Origin of the sequence: Actinorhabdospora filicis (genome assembly GCF_030269765.1) — a bacterium.
Taxonomy (GTDB): domain Bacteria; phylum Actinomycetota; class Actinomycetes; order Mycobacteriales; family Micromonosporaceae; genus Actinorhabdospora; species Actinorhabdospora filicis.
Window position 1 is genome coordinate 961735 of sequence record NZ_BSTX01000003.1, and the last position, 19776, is coordinate 981510.

A 19776-nucleotide genomic window follows, 5' to 3' on the forward strand; every position below is an offset into this window, starting at 1 on the left:
CTCAGCTCCGCCGGGCCCGGCGGGCCAGCAGGACGAGCGCGCCGCCCGCGGCGAGCAGGGCCGCGCCGATGGCGGCCGGGACGCCCAGGGCCGCGCCGGTCGTGGCGAGGTCCTCGCGGGAGCCCGAGGTGCTCGGGCTGGGCGAGGAGGCGGTCGGGGAGGGGCTGGACGTGGTCGGCGTCGGCTCCACCCCGGCCACCAGCGGCGTGACGACCGTGTTCGAGGTGGCGGTGCCGTCCTCGCCGATCAGGACGCTCACGTAGTGCGCGGTGGCGGTGTTCTCCAGCCTCCCCTTCGCGCCCTCGGTGACGGTGACGCGGAAGCCCAGCTCGGCGGCGTCGCCGCGCTCCAGCCGGTCCGGCCGCGCCACGACCGTGCCGTCGGCGAACTCGGCGGCGTCGCCGTCGGCCGCGTCGGTCAGCGGCACCCCGTCGAGGGTGATGCTGCCGGGGACGTAGGTCGCGCCCGCCGGGATCGCGTCGCGCACCACCGGGTTCCCGGCGGCCGAGCCGCCGTCGTTGCGGACTCGCACGGTGTAGGCCAGCTCGTCCCCGGCGGCGAGGGGGCCGTCGGCGTCGGCGGACTTGGTGGCGATGACGCAGGCGGGGGTGCCGAAGGTGATGTCGTCGAGGAAGTTGCCCATGGAGTCGTTCCCGGACGCCGTGGAGACGGCCTTGAAGCCGAAGCGCGTGGTCGTCTGGCCCGCCGGGACGGTGTAGACGCCCGTCCAGGTGCCCCAGGCGGCGTCGGTGTCGACGATGTCGGGCGTGGCCGCGCCGGACGGCTTCTGGGGCGACTCCGCGCCGGGCGCGCCGATCAGGACGTGCATGGTGTCCTTGTCCACGCCGGGGGAGACGTCGCGCGCCCGGTGCCGGATGCGCCACAGCAGTTTCTGGCCGGGCGTGGTGGCCACGTCCTGGTACAGAGTGGACGGACGGGTCGCGTTCAGCTCGGCGAACTGCGCGCCGTCGGCCGCCGGGACCTCGTTGCCCCGGTTGGCGAAGCCGTTGCCCGGCCCCCAGAGTTCGACGCGCTTGTCGGAGGCGGTCGTCGACCAGCCCGGCACCTCGCCCTCGGCGAGGAAGCGCGGCCCCTTCCCGGCGGGGGCCTCGAAGGAGGAGTTGGCCAGGCCCACCGCCCCCGGCGGGCACGAGACGGGGTCTTGGACCGCGCCGGCGGCCACGGCGGGAACCGCCGCCAGACCGGCGCCGAGGATGGCGGCGAAGCCGCGAAGGACGATGCTCACGCGCGGCGACGCTATGTTACCGATGGGTAATGCGCCCAGGTTCTGTGCGTGGTCTCACGGGGACGAAGCGGACCATTGCGAAGCTCGGGCCGAGACGGCGAGGCTCACGCCGAGGGCGCCACCTTCGCCAGCCATGTCGCCGCCTCGGCCCGCGGCAGGACCCGGTCCAGGCGCAGGACGCCGCGCATCTGCGGGTAGCGGCGGTTGTTGCTCCACGACCGCCCGTAGGCGGGCGGGTCCAGCACCACCACGCGGCGGCCCTCGAAGAACGGGATGTCGGCGGGCACGCCCTCGTTCCAGATCCACTTGCCGTAGGCGTCCACCGGGTTGAACCGGCCCTCGGCGCTCCCGCCGAAGGTCTCCTCCGGCCCGTCGGAGGCGGCGGCGATCCAGCGCGGGTCGACGTTCAGGTCGCCCAGCAGCCCCTCGGCCTCCGGTCCCGACAGCGCACCGGCCAGCAGCGTGTGCAGCTGGAAGTTGTCGCCGAGGCCCCCGATGGTGACCTCGTAGCCGCGGCCGGACGGCCGGTGCAGCACCAGCAGCGGCTCGTCGTCCAGCACGGCCAGCAGCCCGGCGATCCACTCCAGGTCCGGCCACTCCTCGGCGAGATCGGCGCAGGCCTCGGCGAGCTCGCGCGGGAACGCCCGCCGCGCTTCGGCGTCCAGTTGCAGCAGCGACAGCGCCGGCATCTGCCACATGCCCAGCGCGTACCAGCCCTCGCCGCCGGAGGCCGCCGCCTCCGCGCCCAACTCGGGCGCGATGGCCGCCTCCAGGTCGGCGTACTCCTCCATCGGCGACTGCGGACCGGGCAGCGGCACCGGGCGCCCGGCCCGGTCCCAGGCCGCGCGGACCCGCCGCGCCCGCGACAGCGCCTCCCCGAAGCCCTCGGCGATCGCCCCCGCCACCGGTGCCGCCGGGACCCCGTGTTCCACGAACGCCCCGCACAGGATCGCCAGCTGCGCGCCCATCCCGATCGGCAGCCGCCGCAGGACTCCGGCGCACACCGGAAGGACCGCCGCCATCTCGCGCGGCGAGGCCTCCCGCGCCGACTGCCAGAGCGCGCCGAGGGCGGCGTCGTAGGCGTCGGTGTCGCGGTCGGTGACGGCGCGGTCGAGGGCGGTGGCGGCGGCTTCGAGACTCATCCGGGGATCGTATTCAGTGAGATCCAGTCGCCCCGGCGGCCGCGAAACGCATTCAGTGACAGCGCCACCCGAAACTGTTAGAGTCCTAACAATTAGGAAGGTTCCGGATAGGCATCTGGGAGAAGCCATGAACCACCGCCGCCCCCTCGGCGTCTTAGCCGCACTCCTCTTGCTCACCCTCTCCACGCTCGTCGCGCCCGGCACCGCGACGGCCGCCGAACTGCTGACCAACCCCGGCTTCGAGGCCGGGAACCTCACCGGCTGGACCTGCTCCGGCGGCAGCGTCGTCACGACCCCCGTGCGCACCGGCTCCTACGCGCTGACCGCCGCCGCGAGCGCCTCCGACCAGGCCACGTGCGGGCAGACCGTCGCCGTCCGGCCGAACACCGCCTACACCCTCACCGGCTGGGTGCGCGGCAACTACGTCTACCTCGGCGTCACCGGCGGCGCCTCGACGTGGACGCCCTCGGCCCCGGCCTACACCAAGCTCACCGTCGCCTTCACCACCGGCGCGACGCAGACCAGCGCCGAGGTCTACCTGCACGGCTGGTACGGGCAGGGCACCTACTACGCCGACGACGTGAGCCTGGACGGACCCGGCGGCCAGCCGCAACCCGGCGTCCCCGGCACGCCCGGGACGCCGTCGATCGGCGCGGTCACCGGCTCCTCGGTCGCGCTGTCGTGGACGGCCGCCACCGGGACCGTCACCGGCTACCGCGTCTACGAGGGATCGGCGGTGGTCGCCACGACGTCCGCCGTCTCGGCCACGATCGGCAACCTCGCCGCCTGCTCGACGCACACCTACGCCGTGGCCGCCTACAACACGGTGGGGGAGTCGCCGAAGTCCGCCGCCGCGACCGCGACCACGGCCGGCTGCACCGACACCGGCCTGCCGAAACACGCGCTCATCGGCTACCTGCACGCCAGCTTCGCCAACGGCTCCGGCTACGTGCGCATGGCCGACGTCCCCGACGCCTGGGACATCATCCAGCTGGCCTTCGGCGAACCCACCTCGGTCACCTCCGGCGACATCCGCTTCAACCGCTGCCCGGTGAGCGAATGCCCCTCGGTGGAGAGCGAGGCCGACTTCATCGCCGCGATCCGCGCCAAGCAGGCCAAGGGCAAGAAGGTCCTGATCTCCATCGGCGGCCAGAACGGCCAGGTCCAGCTCACCACGACCGCCGCCCGCGACGCCTTCGTCACCTCGGTGAGCGCCATCATCGACCGCTACGGACTCGACGGGCTCGACATCGACTTCGAGGGCCACTCGCTGTACCTGAACTCCGGCGACACCGACTTCCGCAACCCCACCACCCCCGTCGTGGTGAACCTGATCGCCGCCCTGCGGACACTCAAGGCCCGCTACGGCGCGAAGTTCGTGCTCACCATGGCCCCGGAGACCTTCTTCGTGCAGGTCGGATACCAGTTCTACGGCGGATCCGGCGGCTCCGACAACCGGACCGGCTCCTACCTGCCGGTCATCCACGCCGTCCGCGACTTCCTGACCGTCCTGCACGTCCAGGACTACAACTCCGGCCCCGTCATGGGCCTGGACGGGCAGTGGCACACCATGGGCGGCGCCGACTTCCACATCGCCATGACCGACATGGTCAAGGCCGGGTTCCCCGTGGCCAATACCGGGCAGACCTTCCCCGGCCTGCGGCCCGAGCAGATCGCCATCGGCCTGCCCGCCGCCGTCAGCGCCGGCAACGGGTACACGTCCCCCGCCGTCGTCCATCAGGCCGTGGACTGCCTGGCCAAGGGCACCGGCTGCGGCGGCTACACCCTGCGCGGCGGGCCCTCACCCGGCCTGCGCGGGCTGATGACCTGGTCGGTCAACTGGGACCGCTACTACGGCTGGGAGTTCATGAACTCCCACGAGCCCTACCTCAACGGGCTGCCGTAGTCCACGGGCTCGGGGAGGCCGGTTCTGGCGGGACCGGCCTTCCCGGGGCACCCCCCACGGCAAACCCGCCCGAAAGCCCGCCCGCTCGTCCACACTGTCCCCATGAGCGATCCCTGGCCGCCCGGCGACCGCGTCAAGACCTACACCGCACCCGGCACGGCCGTGCGCTTCGACGCGCGCCGCTGCGCGCACGCCGAGGAATGCGTCAAAGGCCTCCCCGAGGTCTTCGACCCCGCCCGGCGCCCCTGGATCGACCCGTCCCTCGCCGACCCCGACGCCATCGCCGAGGTCGTCGCCCGCTGCCCCAGCGGCGCCCTGCACGCCGCCGTCGACGGCGTGTGGGCGAAAGAGGGCGGCCCCACCGCGATCACCGCGCTCGCCGACGGCCCGCTCGAAGTGCGCGGCGACTTCGAAGTGGACGGCCGCCGCGAGGTCCGCGCGCTGCTGTGCCGCTGCGGGGACAGCGCCAACAAGCCGTGGTGCGACGGGACGCACGTGCGCAAGGGGTGGCGCGCCCGGTCCGGCTGACCGGCACGATGATCACGGTGATGGTCCGGCGATCTCATGGCCGTGGCGTGCGCCCTACCATTGGGACATGTCCGACGAATGGACCCCGTACCCGGGTCACGATCCCGCGCACCCGCCACCCGGGGCCACGCCCGGCAGCTGCCTGGCCTGCCAGGGCACCGGACGCACCTGGCGCGAGTACATGGCCCTCGGGCCGCTGGCCGCGCTGGACCTCGACCCCGGCGAGGTCGGCACGGTCCCGGTGCTGGGCCCGTGCCGGTTCTGCCGCGGCCACGGCTGGACCTGGCACACCAAGCTGCGCTAGGGCCTAGGGCAGCCACTCCATCCGCACGTCCGGCTCCTTCTCCTGGTTCTCCGCGCCGTCGGTGCGCTCCACCTCCACGAACCCGTGCCGCGCGTAGAACCGCAGCGCGGGCCCGTTCACCTGGAACGCCCACAGCTGGAGCCCCTCGGGCCGCCGCTCCTTGGCGAGGGCGACGAAGCGGTCGCCGAGACCGCGTCCGCGCGCCTCCGGCAGCAGGTACAGCTGCGAGATCCAGCCGGAGTCCTCCGCGAGCACCATGAGCCCGATGAGCCCGCCGTCCCGCTCGGCGACCCAGGTCTCGCGGACGGGGACGACCACGCGCGCGATGTAGGCGATGATCTCCTCGTCGGTCTTGCCGCGCCGCACGGTGGGCAGGGCGGCGTCGAAGGAGCGGATGTAGACGGACGCCACGTCGGCGGCGTCGGCGGGCTGCGCCCGGCGTATCTCGATCACGCGCGCAGCCTCACACCGTCGGCGCCCGAGGGCAACCGCAAAAAACTCAGCACTGCCAGACGAAGGCGGCCCGGTCGCACGGCCCGCACGCGAAGACGTACCCGCGTCCGCCGCCGCCGAAGTTCATCCCGGTGCGCGGGTCGCGGCCTTCTTCCAGCTGGACGCCGAAGTCCATGGGCGCCCCGCAGCCCTGGCAGGTGGGCGTCTCGTCGCCCTGGATCCACTCCGGCGCGCCGCCGAGCTTGCCGAGGACCTCCCGGGGGCTCCGGCCGGTCGCGGCGGCCCAGCCCTGGCGGGCGGTGGCGTAGTCGGCGGCGTCCACTTCGGTCGTGGTGAGCCCGGCGGCCTCGGGCAGCCGCGTCTGGCCCTTCTCGGGGACGCCCGTCTCGCCCAGCGGGCCGGTGAACACGTAGGCGGCGTTCCCGCCCTGGGCGGGGTCCCATTCCTGGCAGAGGCCGGGATCGTTCTGGCACATGAACACCGCCACCGCGCCCTCGGCCGAGGGCAGGTGAGCCAGGAACATCATCGCCCCGCCGCAGGTCCGGCAGACCGGCCATTGGAAGCCCGCAGGAGCCAGCGGCACACCACCGGTGCGGGGCGTGTGGGCGTCCGGGGCGGCGGGCCCGGCGTAGGTCAGCAGCGTCACCATCATGGCAACGGTAGCCGCTGGCCGCTGCCCGTTCGCGCACGTACGCTCGGACGCATGGGCGGCGATCACGGACTGTTCGGGCCGGACTCGGTGACCTGGCGCGTCCACACCGAGCTGGTGCTCTGGATCGGTGGCCTGCGCGCCCTCTACCTCCAGTCGCTGAACCCGCGCGTCATGCGCGGCACGTACCAGAACTCCGCCCTCTTCGACCCGAAGAAGGGCTGGAGCCGGTTCGTGCGCACCGCCCAGTTCGTGCACGTGCGGACCTTCGGGACCACCGCCGCGGTGGAGAAGGCCGCCGCTCGGGTGCGCGCCATCCACGCCTCCCTCACCGGTTTCGATCCCGACACCGGCGAGACGTTCCGGCTGGACGAGCCCGCCGGCCTGCTGTGGGTGCACTGCGCCGAGATCGACTCCTACGTGGACGTCGCCCGCCGCTCGGGCGCGATCGCCACCGATGAGGAGGCCGACCGCTACGTCGCCGAGAACGTCGCCGCCGCCGAGGCCGTGGGCCTCGACCCCGGCGACGTCCCCGCCACCCGCGGCGAGCTGCGCGAGTACTTCGACGGGATCCGCCCGAAGCTGTACGCGTGCAAGGAGGCCATGGACGGGCTGCGCTCCTCGTTCCGCCCGCCCCTGCCGCGCGAGCTGGCGCTGCTGCGCCTGGGCGTCCCCGCCGCCAACACCCTCGCCATCGCGGCCCTCCCGGGCTGGGCGCGGCTCATGCTCGGCATCCCCGTCCTGCCCGGTGGCGACTGGACGACGACGCTGCACCTGAAGGCCCTGCGCGGCGCGCTGCGCCTGGCCGTCCGCACGCCCACCGACCGGGCGATCGAGGAGTGCGTCCGCGACGCGCGCGCGATGGACGAGGGCACCTTCGTGTCGCGGCTGATGCCCGCCCGCCGCTGAGGGCGGCTACAGCAGCGCGATCCAGACGATGAGCGTGATCGCGGCCAGCGCGAGGAGCCCCACGACGCCCGCGATGGTGGCCTGTGAGCGCCGGACGCGCTCGGCCTCCTCTTCGGGGCCGGGCAGCAGCGGGTCGCCGGGATCGATGTCCACCGGCTCGATGTAGGCGAGCGGCTCGTAGGACGGCGCCCGCGAGGCGGGTCGCGCCTCCACGCCCATGACCGCGCCGAGCGCCACGACCTGCTCGACGGCGTCGGCGAGCACCGGTGCCCGGCCGAGGGCGCGGTGCAGCAGCGTGCCGAGCAGGGGCGTGCGCGCCCCGCCGCCGACCAGGTACACCGCCGTGACCGGCAGGCCGCCGAGCAGCCCGGTGGTGGCCTCCACGGCGCGCCGCAGGTGCGGTTCGGCGACGCGCTCCAGCTCGGCCCGCGTGAGGTGGCCCCCGCCGGGCAGGTCGACCGTCTGGTGGCGGGACAGGCGTTCCCGGGCGGCGCGCATGTCTTCGGCGGCGACCCGGCGGCCGGTGTGGACGGACAGGGCCTCGTCCAGGTCGACGCCGCCGAGATCGTCCAGCCCGGTGACGCCGAGGAGGGTGTGACCGTGCGTCTCCCGGCGCAGGACCGCCGCGTCGAAGGTCCCGCCGCCCAGGTCGCACACCACGATGTGGCTCCCCGCGTCCAGGTCGCGCCCGTGGTAGGCGACCGCCGCGACCGGTTCCGGGACGAGGACCGGCTCGGGCAGCCCGGCCTCGTGGGCGGCGCGCAGCAGCACGTCCCGGCGCGGCCTTCCCCACGCGGCCGGATGGGTGAGCACGACGAGCGGGCGGACGCCCTCCAGCCGGGCCGCGGTCGTGCCCGCGTGCCGCAGGACGGCGGCGAACAGTTCGGGCACCCGGTACTCGGTTCCGCCGAGCAGCACCGACCCGTCGTCCACCCGGCGCTTGGGATGCGGCTCCAGCCGTTCGGGCCGGGTCCGCCCGAAGTGGAGCGCGTCGGCCCCGACGATGAGCCGGCCGTCGTCTCCGGCGAAGACGGCCGAGGGCAGCAGCGGCGAGCCGTCGAAGAGGACCGGCTCGACCCGCCCGTCTCCGCGCCGCAGCACCGCCACGGTGTTCGAGGTGCCGAAGTCGATGCCGAGAACCGGGGACAACACGCCGCGACTCTAGCGGGCGGGCACCCGCCGCGAACCCCCCGCGATCGCCGCAACCGCCGGACACACCCGATCCCGGCTCGATACGCTGCGACAACACACCGGCGAGGCACGCGGGGGAGCGATGGCCGAGGACATCATCGAGACGGTGACCGCCGGCTACGCCTTCGACGAGCCCGGTGTCGACCTCGGCTCCCTCGTCGTCGACGACAAGGCGGTCCCCGCTGCGCGCGTGCGCGTCCCGCTGGCCATGTTCAACCGCCACGGCCTGGTCGCCGGGGCCACCGGCACGGGCAAGACCGTCACCCTCCAGGTCCTCGCCGAGCGCCTGTCCCGGCAGGGCGTGCCGGTCTTCCTCGCCGACATCAAGGGCGACCTGTCGGGGATGGCCGTCCCCGGCGAGGGCTCGGAGAAGCTGCTGGCCCGCACGAAGGAGAACGGCCAGGACTGGACGGCCCGGCCCAACCCGGCGGAGTTCCTCGCCCTGGGCGGCCAGGGCAAGGGCGTCCCCCTGCGGGCGACCATGACGTCCTTCGGCCCGACGCTGCTGTCGAAGGTCCTCGGCCTCAACGACACCCAGGAGTCCTCCCTCGGCCTGATCTTCCACTACGCCGACCAGAAGGGCCTGCCCCTGCTGGACCTGAAGGACCTGCGCGCGGTCGTCCAGCACCTGGTGTCCGACGAGGGCAAGGCCGAGCTGAAGGACCTCGGCGGCCTCTCCGCCCAGACCGCCGGCGTCATCCTCCGGGCGCTCATCGGCTTCGCCGACCAGGGCGCCGACCGCTTCTTCGGCGAACCCGAGTTCGATCCCGCCGACCTCCTCCGCCTCGCATCCGACGGCCGGGGCGTGGTCTCCGTCCTCGAACTCCCCGAGCTCCAGTCCAAACCCGCGCTGTTCTCCACGTTCCTGATGTGGCTGCTGGCGCAGCTCTTCGAGGACCTGCCCGAGGCCGGTGACCTGCCCAAACCCAAGCTGGTCTTCTTCTTCGACGAGGCGCACCTGCTGTTCTCGGAGTCCTCCAAGGCCTTCCTGCAGGCCATCACCCAGACCGTGCGGCTGATCCGGTCCAAGGGTGTCGGGATCTTCTTCGTGACGCAGACGCCGAAGGACGTCCCGGCCGACGTCCTGGCCCAGTTGGGCGCGCGCGTGCAGCACGCGTTGCGGGCGTTCACCCCGCAGGACGCCAAGGCGCTCAAGGCGACGGTGACGACGTTCCCGAAGTCGGGTTACGACCTGGAGGAGGACCTGACGCGGCTGGGCATCGGCGAGGCGATGGTGACGGTCCTGGACGCCAAGGGCCGTCCCACCCCGGTGGCGTGGACGCGGCTGTTCGCGCCGGAGTCGCGGATGGGCCCGGCCGAGGAGCCGACAGTGGACGGGATCATCGCCGCCTCACCGCTCCAGGCGAAGTACGGTGCCGAGATCGACCGCGAGTCGGCCTACGAGATCCTGGCCGCGCGGGTCGCCGCGCCCGCCCCCGTCGCACCCGAGGCGGCCCCGTCGGAGGCGGCCCCGTCGAAGGTTCTGCGCTACGAGCCGATCCCGCCGCTCGACCCGCCGAAGAAGACCAGGGCGGCGGCGAAGAAGACGAAGGAACCCGACAGCGTCGTGGACACCTTCCTGACCAGCGCCGCCCGCACCTTCGGCCGCGAGATCACCCGGACCCTGTTCGGCACCGCCAAGCGGCGCTGAGACCACGCCGTCCGGTGTGACGGCGCCCGGCCGGCCGTACGCCCGAAAGATCCGTTCGGGACGGCCCGCCGCTCCGCTTGACTCCACGGGCCACCCTGCACGGTGGGCCGTCGCCGACGCGTCCGCATTAGTCCTTGTCCGATGTGCGGTCGGAGTTCCACCCGGGCGTACGTGATCTCGTCCACAGCACGTGGTCCGCCCATGTCCGAAGGCGGCATAGTGATCAAAGCCTGCCATCGAGAGCCGTCAATCTCGATACCCGTGCGTGGAGAGCCGTCATTCTCGATGCCCGGGACCCTTTCGGCCCGCCCGCGAGGGTCGTCCGGCCGACGTTCTGAGAGGTATGTCCGTGACCAATCCGTTTGAGGACGCCGACCGCTCGTACCGGGTGCTGGTCAACGCCGAGGGGCAGCATTCGCTGTGGCCCGCGGGCCTGGACGTGCCGCCCGGCTGGTCGGTTCGCTTCGAAGGCTCACGCGAGGACTGCGTCGCCCACGTCGAGGCGAACTGGACGGACATGCGTCCCGCCGGCCTGGCCGCGCTCGACAACTGATCACGCACCGCGGCATTCCTGGGGAGGAAATGTGGACCGCACGCTGCCCGCGTTGTTCGAGGCGCAGGTCCGCCGGACGCCCGGGGCGACCGCCCTGGTGTACGGCGGCGAGCGGCTGAGCTACGCCGAGCTCGACGCGCGCGCCGGCCGGCTCGCCGACCGCCTGCTGGACGCCGGTGTGGGCCCGGAGGACGTGGTGGCCGTCGGCCTGCCGCGCACCCCGGCGATGATGGCGGCGATCCTGGCGGTGGTCAAGGCGGGCGCGGCTTTCCTGCCGCTGGACATCGCCTACCCGGCCGAACGGCTCGCCTACATCCTCGGCGACGCGCGCGCGAAGATGCTGATCACCGACGAGGCGACCGGGGGCGTCCTCCCCGCCGGTACCGAGCGGCTGCTCGTCGACGCCGTCGCGCAAGCGCCCGCGGGGGAGCGCGTCGCGCCCTCCCCGGCGCACCCGGCCTACGTGATCTACACGTCCGGTTCCACGGGACGGCCGAAGGGCGTCGTGGTCACCCACGCCGGTGTCCCGCACCTCCTCGCCGATCAGCGGGAGCGGCTGGAGCTCGGGCCCGGCGCGCGCGTCCTCCAGTTCGCCTCGCCGAGCTTCGACGCCTTCGTGTGGGACCTGTTCATGTCGGTCTTCTCGGGTGCCGCGCTCATCCTGCCGCCCCCGGGACGCCCGATCGTCGAGGTCCTCACCGAGGTCGCCGTTACCTACGAGGCCACCCACGCGTGCCTGCCCCCGGCCGTCCTCGCGATCACCGACCCCGCCTCGGTACCGGGCCTGCGCACCGTCATCTCCGGCGGTGAGGCGCTGCCCGCCGAGGTCGCCGCGCGCTGGTCGGCGGACCGCCGCCTCATCAACGCCTACGGCCCCACCGAGTCCACGATCTGCGCGACCATGACCGGCCCGCTCTCCGGCGCGGCCACCCCGCCGATCGGGCGGACCGTCACCGGCACCACCGCACACGTCCTCGACGCCGGGCTGCGGCCGGTCGCGCCGGGCGAGACCGGCGAGCTGTACCTGTCCGGGCCCGGCCTCGCGCGCGGCTACCTGGGACGTCCCGGGCTCACCGCCGAACGCTTCGTGGCGTGCCCCTTCGGCGAGCCCGGCGGGCGCATGTACCGCACCGGCGACCTCGTGCGCCTGGGCGACGACGGAGAATTCCACTACCTCGGGCGCTCCGACGACCAGGTGAAGATCCGCGGCTTCCGCATCGAGCCCGGCGAGATCGCCGCCGTGCTGGCCGAGGCGCCCGGAGTCGCGCAGTCGGTGGTCACCGTCGTCGAGGACCGTCCCGGTGAGAAGCGGCTCGTCGGCTACGTCGTCCCCGCCGGGGACGCCGTGATCGAGCCCGCGGCTACCCTCGCGGCCGTCGCCGCGACCCTGCCCGCGCACATGGTCCCCTCCGCGCTGGTCGTGCTCGACGCCTGGCCGCTCACCCCCAACGGCAAGATCGACCGCGCCGCCCTGCCCGCCCCCGACCGCGGCGCCGGGGGCCGTGCCGCGCGGACCGGCGCCGAGGCCGTCCTGTGCGGACTGTTCGCCGAGCTCTTCGGCCTCGCCGAGGTCGGCGTCGACGCCGACTTCTTCGCCCTCGGCGGCCACTCCCTCCTCGCCACACGCCTCGCCGGCCGCGTGCGCGGCGTCCTCGGCGTGGAACTGCCGGTCTCGGCCCTGTTCGAAGCCCCGACCCCGGCCGCGCTCGCACCGCTCGTGGAATCGGCGGCGGGCAGCCCCCGGCCGCGACTGGAACCCAACGGCGACCCCAGCGACGGTCCGCTGTCGGCGGCGCAGCGGCGGCTGTGGTTCCTGCACCGCCTCGACCCGCGCAGCGCCGCCTACAACCAGCCCATCCGGCTGGACCTGACCGGCGCGCCCGACCGCGCCGCCCTCCGCGCGGCCCTCGGCGACCTGACCGCCCGGCACGCCGCGCTGCGCACGGTCTACCTCGACGACGACGGTGAACCCCGCCAGCACGCCGCTGGGCCCGCCGACGTCCTCACCCTCGCCACCGTCGCCCCGGACGCGCTCGACGACGCCGTCGCCACCGTCGCCGCCCGCCCGTTCGACCTCGCCGCCGAACCGCCGTTCCGGGCAGCCCTGCTCACCACCGCCCCCGACCGGCACACCCTGCTCCTCGTCCTGCACCACATCGCCGCCGACGGCTGGTCCCTCGCGCCGCTGGCCGCCGACCTCGCCACCGCCTACGCCGCCCGCCGCGCGGGCCACGCGCCCGCCTGGACGCCGCTGCCCGTCGGCTACCTCGACTACACCCGCTGGCAGGAGCGGCTGCTGACCGAAGGCGGCCTCGGCGAACGCCAGCTCGACCACTGGCGGACCGCGCTCGCCGGGCTCCCCGAGGAACTGGCGCTGCCCTACGACGGCCCGCGCGCACCGGGCGCGGCCGAGGGCGCGCGCCTGGAGTTCACCGTCCCGGCGGGCCTGCACCGCGATCTCGCCGACCTGGCCATGCGCCACGGCGCCACGCTGTTCATGGTCCTCCAGGCCGGTCTGGCGACCCTCCTGCACCGGCTCGGAGCGGGCGCCGACATCCCGATCGGCACGCCCGTCGCGGGCCGCCTCGACGAGGCCATGGACGGGCTCGTCGGCTTCTTCGTCAACACGCTCGTGCTGCGCGCCGACCTGTCCGGCGATCCGGAGTTCGCCGCGCTGCTGGCGCGCGTCCGCGACGCCGACCTGGCCGCCTACGCCCACCAGGACGTCCCCTTCGACCGGATCGTGGAGGACCTCGACCCGGCGCGCTCGGCGGGACGGCACCCCCTCTTCCAGGTCATGCTCGCCCTCCAGAACAACAGTGCCGCCGCCTTCCGCCTCGACGGGCTGGACGTGCGGGCCCGCCACATCGGCACCGGCACCGCGAAGTTCGACCTGTTCGTCGAACTGACCGAACGCGACGGCGGCGAAGGGCTCGACGGGGTCGTCGAGTACGCCACCGGGCTGTTCGACGCGAGCACCGTCGCAGCCTTCACCGGACGCTTCCTGGAGGTCCTCGCCCGGGTCGCCGCCGACGAGCGCGTCCGCGTCGGGCGCCTCGACGTCATCACCGCCCGCGAGACCGCCGAGGTCCTCACCGGCTGGAACGACACCGCCGCGCCCCTCGGCGCCATCGACGTCGCCGCCCGCGTCGCCGCGCGTGCCGCCGCCGGGCCGCGCGCGCTCGCGGTCGCCACCGACACCGACCGTCTCGACTACGGCGCCCTCGACGCCGCCGCCGACCGCCTCGCCCGCCACCTGATCGGCCTGGGCGTGGGCCCGGAGAGCATCGCCGCGGTGGCGATGCCGCGTTCGGCGGCGATGTTCCCGGCCGTCCTGGCGGTGTTCAAGACCGGCGCGGCCTACCTGCCGATCGACGTCACCCACCCCGCCGAGCGGATCGCGTCGCTTCTGGAGGACGCCCGTCCCGCCGTCGTGCTCACCGCCGGGGGCGCGATCCCCGCCGGGCCGGGCGTCGTCGACCTCGACGCCCTCGACCTCGGCGGCACCCCCGCCACGCCCGTCACCGACGCCGACCGCACCCGCCGCCTCGACCCGCGCCACCCCGCCTACGTCATCTACACCTCCGGCTCCACCGGCCGCCCCAAGGCCGTCGTCATGCCCTACGAGGGACTCAGCCGCATCCTCGACTGGCACGAGCGGGCCCTGCCCCTGGCCCCCGGCAGCCGGATCGCGCAGTTCACCGCGGTCGGCTTCGACGTGTCCGTCCAGGAGATCCTGACGACCCTCACCGGCGGGGGCGCGCTGTACGTCCCCGACGAGGCGACCCGCAAGGACGCCGCCGCGCTCACCGCGTGGCTCGCGCGGCACGCGATCACCGGGCTCTTCGCGCCCAACCTGGTCATCGAGGCCGTCGCGGTCGCCGCGGCCGAGGCGGGGGAGAGCCTGCCCGCGCTCACCGAGATCGCCCAGGCGGGCGAGGCCCTGCGGCTCGGGGCCCCGGTCCGTGCGCTGCTGGCCGCCGCGCCCAGGAGCCTGCACAACCACTACGGCCCCGCCGAGACCCACGTCGTCACCGCCGCCACCGTCCCGGCCGGCGCGCCGGACCTGCCGGGCATCGGCCGTCCCGTGGAGAACACGCGCGTCTACGTCCTCGACGCCGGACTGCGGCCGGTCCCGCCCGGCGTCACCGGCGAGCTCTACCTCGCGGGCGTCAACCTCGCCCGCGGCTACCTCGGGCGTCCCGGGCTCACCGCCGAGCGCTTCGTGGCCTGCCCCTTCGGGGAGCCGGGCGAGCGGATGTACCGCACCGGCGACCTGGCGCGCTGGACCCGCGAGGGCGAACTGGAGTTCCTGGGCCGCGCCGACCGGCAGGTGAAGGTCCGCGGCTTCCGCATCGAGCCCGGCGAGATCGAGGCCGCGCTGGCCGCGCGGCCGGGCGTGGAGGGCGCGGCGGTCGTCGCGGTGCCCGACCGGCACGGGCAGGCGCGCCTCATCGGCTACCTCGTCGCCGACGCCAGCCTCGACACCGCCGCCGTGCGCGCGGCCCTGGCCGAGCGGCTGCCGGACTACTGCGTCCCCTCCGCGCTGGTGGTGCTCGACGCGCTCCCGCTGACCCCCAACGGGAAGCTGGACCGGGCCGCGCTGCCCGAGCCCGCGCCCGCCGGGCCGTCCCGGGCGCCCCGCCTGCCGGGCGAGGAGATCATGTGCGGGCTGTTCGCCGACGTGCTGGGCCTGGCCGCCGTCGGTCCCGAGGACGACTTCTTCGCCCTCGGCGGGCACTCGCTGCTGGCCACGCGCCTCGTCGGGCGGATCCGCTCGCTGCTGGAGGCCGACCTCGACGTCGGCGACCTGTTCGGCGCCCCGACCCCGGCGGGCCTCGCCGCCCGGCTGGCCGCCGCCGACGCCCGCGCGGTGCGGCCGTCCGTCCGGCCGGTCGCGCGTCCCGAGCCCGTGCCGCTGTCGGCGGCCCAGCGGCGCCTGTGGTTCCTGCACCGCCTGGACGGCCCCAACGCCGCCTACAACCTCCCCCTGGCCACCCGCCTGAGCGGTGAGCTGGACCCGGCGGCGCTGCGCGCGGCCGTCGGCGACCTCGTCGCCCGCCACGCCGTCCTGCGCACCCGCTTCGCCGAGAGCGGCGACGAACCGCGCCAGGTCATCGCCGACGAGACGGTCCCGTCGTTCCACGTCGTGGCCACCTCGCCCGGCGCGCTGCCCGCCGCGCTCCACACGGCGGCCTCGCACGCCTTCGACCTGGCCGGTGAGGACCCGCTGCGGGTGACGCTCTTCGAGCTCTCCCCGCGCGAGCACGTCCTGCTGCTGCTCGTCCACCACATCGCCGCCGACGGCTGGTCCATGCCGATCCTGGCCACCGAACTCGCCGAGGCCTACGCGGCCCGGCTCACCGGCGAGGCCCCGGACTGGAGGCCGCTGCCCGTCGACTACGTCGACTACACCCTCTGGCAGCGCGACCTCCTCGGCGAGGCCACGGAGGCCGCGCTCGGGCACTGGCGGCAGAACCTGCGGGGGCTCCCCGAGGAACTGAACCTGCCCTACGACCGGCACCGCACCACCGGCGACCTCCGCGGCGCCCTGCACGAGTTCACCGTGGACGCCGGACTCCACCGCGACCTCACCGCCCTCGCCCGCGGCCACGGCGCCACCCTGTTCATGGTGCTCCAGGCCGGGCTGGCGGCCACGCTGTCGCGTTTCGGCGCGGGCACCGACATCCCCCTCGGCGCGCCGATCGCCGGGCGCCTCGACCCGGCGCTGGAGAACCTCGTCGGGTTCTTCGTCAACACCCTCGTCCTGCGCGCCGACCTGTCCGGCGACCCGAGCTTCGCCGAGCTGCTCACCCGCGTCCGGCGGACCGCGCTGGCCGCCTACGCCCACCAGGACGCGCCCTTCGAGAAGATCGTGGAGACCGTCGACCCGCCGCGCGTCCTCGGCCGCCACCCGCTCTTCCAGGTCCTGCTGTCCCTGGGCGCGCCGGGCGCCGAACTCGCGCTGCCCGGCCTCGACGCCCGGCCCGAACCCGTCGCGTGGAGCACCTCCCGCTTCGACCTGAGCTGGAACGTCGAGGAACACCACGACGCCGACGGCACCCCGGCCGGTCTGACCGTCCAGCTCGAATACGCCACGTCCCTCTTCGACGCGAGCACCGTCGCCCGGCTCGCCGCGGGGCTCGTCCGCGTGCTCGGCGGAGCCGCAGCCGCCCCATCACGGCCGGTCACCGAGCTCAGCCCGCTCGGCGAGGACGAGCGGCGCGCGGTCCTGTCGGACTGGAACGGCACCGCCGTCGAACTGCCCGCGCGCACCTGGCCGCGGCTCCTCGAAGCCGCGCCCGGCACCGCGACCGCGATCGTTTCCGACGCCGGCGAGGTCAGCTACGCCGAACTGCGCGAGCGCGCCGCGGGTCTCGCCCGGCGGCTCATCGCCGCAGGCGTCGGACCCGAGGACGTCGTGGCGGTGGCGCTGCCGCGCTCGGCGCGCCAGGTCGCCGCGATCTGCGCCGTCCTCGCCGCCGGGGCGGCCTTCCTGCCGGTCGACGTCGCCTACCCGGCCGAGCGGATCGCCTACCTGCTCGAAGACTCCGGCGCGAAACTCGTCATCACCGACGCCGCCGGGGACGCCGCGCTGCCCGCCGGCGTGCCGCGCCTCATCCCCACCGGGACCGAGGCCAGCGCCGACCCGGTCACCGACGCCGAGCGCGTCCGGCCCCTGTCGCCCTCGCACCCGGCCTACGTCATCTACACCTCCGGGTCCACCGGCCGCCCCAAGGGCGTCGTCGTCACCCACACCGGCCTGACCTCGCTCCTGAACGCGCAACGCGAACGCCTCGCCATCGAGCCGTCCAGCCGCGTGCTCCAGTTCGCCTCGCCGAGCTTCGACGCCTCGGTCTGGGACCTGGTCATGACGCTGCTGTCCGGCGCGACGCTGGTACTGCCCCCCGAGGGCCGCCCGGTCATGGAGACCCTGGCCGAGACCGTCACCCGGCACCGCGTCACCCACGCCACCCTGGCGCCCTCCGTCCTGGCCGTCACCGACCCGGCGAGCCTGCCCGGCCTCGGCACCGTCATCTCCGGCGGCGAGGCGCTCCCCGCCGAGACCGCCGCGCGCTGGTCGCGGGGCCGCCGCCTCATCAACGCCTACGGCCCCACCGAGTCGACGATCTGCGCGACCATGACCGGCCCGCTCGTCCCCGGCGAGCCCATCACCATCGGGCGCCCGATCACCAACACCCGCGCCTACATCCTCGACACCGCGCTGCGGCCCGTCCCCGTCGGCGTCACCGGCGAGCTCTACATCGCCGGGCCCGGCCTCGCCCGCGGCTACCTCGGCCGCGCCGCGCTCACCGCCGGGCGGTTCGTGGCCTGCCCCTTCGGTGAACCCGGCGAGCGCATGTACCGCACCGGCGACCTGGTGTCCTGGACCCCCGAGGGCACCATCGCATACCACGGCCGCACCGACCACCAGGTCAAGATCCGCGGCTTCCGCATCGAACCCGGCGAGATCGAGGCCGTCCTCACCGCCCTCCCGGGCGTCGAGCAGGCACTCGTCCTCGCCCGCGAGGTCGCCGGTGGCCCCCGGCTCATCGGCTACCTCGTGTCCGGCGGCGAACTCGACACCGCCGCCGTGCGGGCCGCGCTCGCCGCGGAGCTTCCCGCGCACATGCTCCCCTCGGCCCTCGTCGTCCTCGACGCGTTCCCGGTGACCCCGAACGGGAAGATCGACCGGGCCGCGCTGCCCGAACCCGTGGCCGAGCCTGAGGCGGCCCTCCGGGCGCCCGTCACCGACGCCGAGCGCGCCATCGCCGGCTGCTTCGCCGAGGTCCTGGGCCTGGACCGGGTCGCCGCCGACGAGGACTTCTTCGCCGCCGGCGGGCACTCGCTGCTCGCGATCCGCCTCATCGGCGCGATCCGCGACCGCCTCGGCGCCGAGGTCGAGCTGCGCACCGTCTTCGAGGCCCGCACGGTCGAGGCCATCGCCCTCGCCGTCGCGGCCACCGTCGGCACCGGCGCGCCCGTCGCCGAGCGGATGCGCGCCGACGCCGTCCTCGACCCCGCCTTCACCGTCCCCGCGCCCGGCGGCGACGGACATCCGCCGCGCAGGCTGCTGCTCACCGGCGCGACCGGCTTCCTCGGCTCCTTCCTGATCGCCGCGCTCCTCGAAGCCGACGAGAAGACCGAGATCACCTGCCTCGTCCGCGCCGCCGACGAGGAGAGCGCCACCGCGCGGCTCGCCGCGAGCCTGCGCCACTACCGCGTCGGCGCCGAGCACGTCACCGACCGGATCACCGCCCTCCCCGGCGACCTGGAAGAGCCCCGCTTCGGGCTGTCCGAACGGCGCTTCGCCGAACTGGCCGACTGGACCGAGGCCGTCTACCACAACGGCGCCCGCGTCCACCTCGTCGACCCGTACGCGAGCCTGCGGGCGGCCAACGTGGCCGGCACCGTCGAGGCGCTGCGGCTGGCCGCGCTGGCCGGTGGCGTGCCGCTGCACTACATCTCGACCGGGAGCGTGATGGTTCCGGCCGACGGCGCCGAGGGACCGGTCGGCGAGGACGGCGTCCTGGCGCCGGAACTGCTGCCCGACAGCGGATACGTGCGCAGCAAGTGGGTCGCCGAGCGCCTGGTGGCCGAGGCCGGGCGGCGCGGCCTGCCCGTGGCGATCTACCGTCCGGGCCGCATCAGCGGGCACACCGTGACCGGCGCCGCCAACGAGACCGACGCCTACTGGCAGGTCATCCGCACCTGCGTGGAGATCGGCGCCGCGCCCGCCGGGGACGACCTGACGCGCGCCTACCTGACGCCCGTCGACTACGTCGCCGCCGCGATCGCGCACATCTCCCGGACCGCGATCGCCGACGGCTCGGCCTACCACCTGGCGAGCCCGCACGCCGTCAGCACCGAACGGATCCTGGCCGCCCTGAACCGGCTCGGCCACCGCGTCGACACGGTCTCGCCGGAGGCCTGGGTGGAGCGCGTCCTCGGCCTGGCCGCGACGGCCGGGCCGGGCAGTTCACTGCCGGGCACGGCGGCGCTGATCGGGGCGGGCGGCGCGCCCGAACCCGTCTTCGGCGACGCCAACACCCGCCGGGCGCTGGCCGGGTCGGGGATCGTGTGCCGCCAGGTCGACGCCGGGATCGCCGAGCGCTATGTCCGCTTCATGCTGGACCGGGAGGCCCCGGCGAGCTGACGGCGCGGGTACCACCGGCCCCCGGGTGAGTGCGGCCATCGGCATTCCGCCCGGGCGGCGGGACGGCCGGAACGGGCCGCCGGCCGT

The 19776-nt window shown here is 74.7% G+C and carries 12 protein-coding genes; 7 read left to right on the plus strand and 5 right to left on the minus strand.

What is annotated here, in order from left to right; all coding sequences use genetic code 11:
* Position 1 precedes the first annotated feature (1 nt).
* Both QSK10_RS24730 and QSK10_RS24735 read right to left on the minus strand, forming a co-directional pair.
* A complete protein-coding gene (locus QSK10_RS24730) occupies positions 2-1246 on the minus strand; it encodes a DUF11 domain-containing protein (protein ID WP_285665342.1) in 1245 nt (414 codons plus the stop codon).
* Between the two features lie 104 nt (positions 1247-1350).
* The gene (locus tag QSK10_RS24735) at positions 1351-2388 is read right to left on the minus strand and encodes a hypothetical protein (RefSeq protein WP_285665343.1); all 1038 of its coding nucleotides are present in this window, start codon (positions 2386-2388) and stop codon (positions 1351-1353) included.
* A 127-nt stretch (positions 2389-2515) separates the two neighbouring features.
* On the opposite strand from QSK10_RS24735, the gene QSK10_RS24740 reads away from it, so the two are divergent.
* The 3 genes from QSK10_RS24740 (at position 2516) to QSK10_RS24750 (ending at position 5126) form a co-directional block, all read left to right on the plus strand.
* Complete coding sequence (locus QSK10_RS24740) at positions 2516-4294, plus strand: chitinase (RefSeq protein ID WP_285665344.1); 1779 nt, start codon at positions 2516-2518, stop codon at positions 4292-4294.
* A gap of 102 nt (positions 4295-4396) precedes the next feature.
* A complete protein-coding gene (locus QSK10_RS24745) occupies positions 4397-4822 on the plus strand; it encodes a (4Fe-4S)-binding protein (RefSeq protein WP_285665345.1) in 426 nt (141 codons plus the stop codon).
* A gap of 67 nt (positions 4823-4889) precedes the next feature.
* On the plus strand, positions 4890-5126 hold the full coding sequence (locus tag QSK10_RS24750; RefSeq protein ID WP_285665346.1) for a hypothetical protein: 237 nt from the start codon (positions 4890-4892) through the stop codon (positions 5124-5126).
* A 3-nt stretch (positions 5127-5129) separates the two neighbouring features.
* On the opposite strand, the gene QSK10_RS24755 is transcribed toward QSK10_RS24750, so the two are convergent.
* Positions 5130-5579 carry a GNAT family N-acetyltransferase gene (locus QSK10_RS24755; protein ID WP_285665347.1) on the minus strand — a complete coding sequence of 150 codons (450 nt, stop codon included), beginning with the start codon at positions 5577-5579 and terminating at the stop codon, positions 5130-5132.
* A gap of 46 nt (positions 5580-5625) precedes the next feature.
* Entirely contained in the window at positions 5626-6228 is a 603-nt protein-coding gene (locus QSK10_RS24760; protein WP_285665348.1) for a hypothetical protein, read from the minus strand.
* A 54-nt stretch (positions 6229-6282) separates the two neighbouring features.
* Between QSK10_RS24760 and QSK10_RS24765 the strand changes: the two genes are divergently transcribed.
* Positions 6283-7137: an oxygenase MpaB family protein gene (locus QSK10_RS24765; RefSeq protein ID WP_285665349.1), complete on the plus strand. Its 855-nt coding sequence runs from the start codon at positions 6283-6285 to the stop codon at positions 7135-7137.
* Positions 7138-7143: 6 nt separating this feature from the next.
* On the opposite strand, the gene QSK10_RS24770 is transcribed toward QSK10_RS24765, so the two are convergent.
* Positions 7144-8289, minus strand: coding sequence for an Hsp70 family protein (locus tag QSK10_RS24770; protein WP_285665350.1), 1146 nt, complete (start codon positions 8287-8289; stop codon positions 7144-7146).
* Positions 8290-8410: 121 nt separating this feature from the next.
* Here QSK10_RS24770 and QSK10_RS24775 point away from each other — a divergent pair, with 121 nt between their 5' ends.
* The 3 genes from QSK10_RS24775 (at position 8411) to QSK10_RS24785 (ending at position 19689) form a co-directional block, all read left to right on the plus strand.
* Positions 8411-9979 (plus strand): helicase HerA-like domain-containing protein, encoded by a 1569-nt coding sequence (locus tag QSK10_RS24775; protein WP_285665351.1) that lies wholly within the window; start codon positions 8411-8413, stop codon positions 9977-9979.
* 349 nt (positions 9980-10328) lie between these two features.
* Positions 10329-10532 (plus strand): MbtH family protein, encoded by a 204-nt coding sequence (locus QSK10_RS24780; protein WP_432705360.1) that lies wholly within the window; start codon positions 10329-10331, stop codon positions 10530-10532.
* A gap of 31 nt (positions 10533-10563) precedes the next feature.
* Positions 10564-19689: a non-ribosomal peptide synthetase gene (locus QSK10_RS24785; RefSeq protein WP_285665353.1), complete on the plus strand. Its 9126-nt coding sequence runs from the start codon at positions 10564-10566 to the stop codon at positions 19687-19689.
* The last annotated feature ends 87 nt before the right edge of the window (positions 19690-19776 follow it).